Origin of the sequence: Flavobacterium sp. (assembly GCF_035760125.1) — a bacterium.
Taxonomy (GTDB): Bacteria; Bacteroidota; Bacteroidia; order Flavobacteriales; family Flavobacteriaceae; genus Flavobacterium.
Window position 1 is genome coordinate 1 of sequence record NZ_DASTTN010000436.1, and the last position, 4,128, is coordinate 4,128.

A 4,128-nucleotide genomic window follows, 5' to 3' on the forward strand; every position below is an offset into this window, starting at 1 on the left:
TTTCTACGTTTTGAACAAGCAGTGGAAAAAGCATACTCACAATGGAAACTACAAAACCAAAATCCTGAACAGCAATACCTTTTTGTCCGAGCCGATTATAGTTTGAATAAAATTCTTCTATCTGATATTTTATTCATTGAAGGACTTGATGATTACCTTAAAATTCATATCCAAAACCAAAAAACAATTGTGGCCAGAATGACCATGAAAGCTTTATTGCAAAAACTACCGGAGACCGAATTCATAAGAGTTCATCGTTCGTTTATTGTTTCTATATCCAAAATAGAAAAAGTCAGAAATAAAATAATCTACATAAACGGCGAGGAAATTCCCGTAAGCGCGAGTTATGAAACCACCTTTTTTGCTTTGCTTAACAAACAATAACACATCTCATTTTGTTAAAAAGGACATTTTTAACCTATTTACCTCTTAAAATCTTTGCATTACCTCATAAATTTTAATGCATTTGTCAGTTTAAATACTTTTACAAATGTAACCCTAAAATTGTATTTAGTATGGAAAGAAAGGATTTTTTAAGAGGATTAGGTTTCGTTGGATTAGGAGCGTTGACCATTCCTGTAATTAAGGCTTGCAGCAGTGATGATGACAATGCTTCTTCATCATCCGATACAACCCAAGCGACTGATACAGGAGGAACATCTTCTAACGGAACATGTTCTGTTACCGCATCAGAAACGGCTGGGCCTTTTCCAACAAAAACACCAGGTTCATTGGTTACATCAAACATTGTCAGTGACAGAACCGGGGTGGAATTTACGATAAACATCAACATAAAAAACACTAATGCCAGCTGTGCAGCAATTGCAGGGGCAATTGTAGATATTTGGCATTGCGACAAGGATGGCTATTATTCCGAATACGGTGGAACATCCATGCAAAGCGCCGATTTCACTTCAGCACATTTCTTGAGAGGAAGACAAACCACTGACACCAATGGCTTAGTACAATTCACTTCAATCTTTCCAGGATGGTATAGTGGTAGAGCCACACACATACACGTTCACGTCTATAACGCTTCGGGGACATCACTGTTGGTTACCCAAATTGCATTTCCCGAAGGCTCAAACAGTGCCGTGGCATTAGTAAACGCTTCAAGTGTCAATGGTTATACCAAAGGGCTTTCCGGATATACCTATAATGCCTCAGACAATGTATTTTCGGATTCTACGGCGAATGAAATGTCAACTGTTACAGGGAGTGTTGCAGAAGGTTTTGTTTTGACGCATACTATAAATGTTGCTGGCTAAATAATTGTTAATCCTTTAGCTTCTAAAAATGATTAAACAAACACCTGCGCAAATTTACAAATCCGATTTAAGAGCTGTTTCTGAATCGGATTCTTTTCAAAATTTATCGACTTTCAATTTTGGAGCGTACCAAGATTGGTCCAGAAAACCATTTGGCACATTAAAAGTATTAAACGAAGGAATATTGGCACCATTACAAAAAACATTTACGTTCATTGATACCGATACCGAAGTCGTTCTTTTGCCCCTCTTTGGTGGAATGGAATATAAAGATAGTTTGGGCAATTCGGATTTCATTAGAATCGAACAAATAAAACACATCTCGGCCCAAAAAGGAATGTCTTTTGAACTTTCCAATCCATATGAGTTAGAAGATGTAAATTATTTAGAAATTTGGTTTGCTGCAAAAACCTGCAATTTTAAAGCGTCTTCTAATCGGTTTGATTTTGGGTTTTCTGAAAGGAACAAAATGAATTCGCTTTTTGAGTTTTCAAATACCAGTGGTTTCATTGGCATTTATGACGGAAGAAAAGAAGGTTTTTATGCTCTGAAAAACCATTTAAACGGTGTATTTGTTTTTGTAATCAATGGAGCATTTGAAGTAGAAAATAGATTATTAGAAGAAAAAGATGGTTTGAGTTTAAAAAAAACAGCAACCATAGAATGGGAAGCGCTCTCAGAAAATGCCATTTTATTACTGTTTGAAGTTCCGATAGAAAATTTATAAAATCCTATGCATAAAGCCAAAATACGATTAGCATACCGAATTATGATTGACAACACTTCGACCTTTATGTGGGATAAATATGTTTGGGAAGACACGTTCAAAGAATATTTAATGCAAAATCAGCAGTTCAACTCGAAGGAAAATACCAAAAATACCTTTAGAGAATTACTAACCGAAAATGAAAAGGCCATTCAATTGCATTACTTGGTTGGCATTGCCGCAAATGGTTATGTCGAGCAGCTAAAAGGAAATTTCCATAGGGTTACCGATGTGCTGGGAAATAATTATTTTCCATTTGTAAATTATCAGTTAGATATTATCAATACTGACATCACCAACATATCAAAACATAAAATTGGCATTACTTTTTTCTCTCCGGTTTTAACATTGATAGACATTATAGAAGGTAACTATTTGGTTTCAAAAAATTGTGAAGCCATTAATGGATTGGAAACCTTAATGTTTCCAGTACAGTCCCATTTATCAATATGTTATTATCAAAAAAACACCTATCACGACTACTTTTAAAACAAAAAAGACCGCCATAATTGACGGTCTTTTCTATATAAATTCTTTTCTTTCTAAAGATTTTCAAAGAAATCATTTCCTTTATCATCTGTAATAATAAAAGCAGGGAAATCCTTAATAGTGATTTTACGAACGGCTTCCATACCCAATTCTTCAAAATCAACAACCTCAACTGAAAGAATATTTTCTTTGGCCAAGATGGCCGCAGGACCTCCGATGGAACCCAAATAAAATCCACCATACGTTTTACAGGCATTCATCACGTCTTTGGTTCTGTTTCCTTTGGCAAGCATCACCATACTTCCACCATTTTTTTGGAACTCTTCAACATAAACGTCCATTCTACCGGCAGTCGTCGGACCAAAACTTCCCGAAGCCATTCCTTCCGGTGTTTTAGCAGGACCTGCGTAATAAATTGGGTGGTTTTTAAAGTATTCTGGCATTGGTTTACCGGAATCCAATAATTCTTTGATTTTGGCGTGTGCAATATCACGAGCCACAATCAAGGTCCCGTTTAGTTTCAAACGCGTTTTGATTGGGTATTGTGATAATTTTTTAAGAATATCAGCCATCGGTTGATTCAAATCAATATCAACTGCTTCTTCCAAATGTGGTGGCGTTTCAGGTAACAAACGTTTTGGATTCACTTCCAATTGTTCTACAAAAACACCGTCTTTTGTAATTTTTCCTTTGATATTTCTATCTGCCGAACAAGAAACTCCCAATCCAACCGGACAAGAAGCTGCGTGACGTGGCAAACGAATCACTCGAACATCGTGAGTGAAATATTTTCCTCCAAATTGCGCTCCAATATGACTTTCCTGGCAAATTAACTGCACTCGTTTTTCCCATTCCAAATCACGGAAAGCCTGACCAGCCATATTTCCGGAAGTAGGTAAATTGTCAAAATAACCTGCAGATGCTTTTTTAACGGCTGCCAAATTCGCTTCTGCAGAAGTTCCTCCTATCACTAAAGCCAAGTGATACGGTGGACAAGCAGAAGTTCCCAAGTCCATTATTTTGGCACGAATGAAAGCATCCAAAGATTTTTCATTCAATAAAGATTTAGTTTGTTGGTATAAATAGGTTTTGTTCGCAGAACCTCCTCCTTTTGCTAAAAATAAAAATTCATAAGAAGCTCCTTTTTTGGCATAAATGTCAATTTGCGCTGGAAGATTTGAACCGGAGTTTTTTTCCTCAAACATACTGATTGGCACAATTTGGGAATAACGAAGGTTTCTTTCTTGATACGTATTAAAAATCCCTTTTGAGAGCCATTCAGCATCATCAACACCTGTATATACGTTTTCTCCTTTTTTGGCCATTACAATCGCTGTTCCAGTGTCCTGACAAGAAGGTAATTCCCCATCGATCGCCACAACTGCATTCTGCAATAAATTATAAGCTACAAATCGGTCATTGTCGGTCGCTTCTGGATCATCAAGAATCGCTCTTAACTTTTCCAAATGCGAAGTACGCAACATAAAAGAAACATCTTTCAACGCTTCTTGTGCCAATAACTCCAACCCTTTTGGGTCAACAGTCAAGATTTCTCTATCGCCTAATTTTTCAACTTTTACAAAATCGGAAGTGATTTTACGGTAT

Annotated in this window: 5 protein-coding genes; 4 read left to right on the plus strand and 1 reads right to left on the minus strand. The window is 36.6% G+C overall.

The window, feature by feature from the left end:
• The 4 genes from VFS71_RS15410 to VFS71_RS15425 form a co-directional block, all read left to right on the plus strand.
• Positions 1–384 (plus strand): LytTR family DNA-binding domain-containing protein (locus VFS71_RS15410; protein WP_326402352.1); only part of this gene is annotated, 384 nt, incomplete at its 5' end.
• 131 nt (positions 385–515) lie between these two features.
• Positions 516–1,268 carry an intradiol ring-cleavage dioxygenase gene (locus tag VFS71_RS15415; protein ID WP_326402353.1) on the plus strand — a complete coding sequence of 251 codons (753 nt, stop codon included), beginning with the start codon at positions 516–518 and terminating at the stop codon, positions 1,266–1,268.
• A gap of 28 nt (positions 1,269–1,296) precedes the next feature.
• Entirely contained in the window at positions 1,297–1,995 is a 699-nt protein-coding gene (locus tag VFS71_RS15420; protein ID WP_326402354.1) for a hypothetical protein, read from the plus strand.
• Between the two features lie 6 nt (positions 1,996–2,001).
• Positions 2,002–2,523, plus strand: coding sequence for a hypothetical protein (locus VFS71_RS15425; RefSeq protein ID WP_326402355.1), 522 nt, complete (start codon positions 2,002–2,004; stop codon positions 2,521–2,523).
• A gap of 53 nt (positions 2,524–2,576) precedes the next feature.
• Here VFS71_RS15425 and VFS71_RS15430 read toward each other — a convergent pair.
• Positions 2,577–4,128 (minus strand): fumarate hydratase (locus VFS71_RS15430; RefSeq protein ID WP_326402356.1); only part of this gene is annotated, 1,552 nt, incomplete at its 5' end.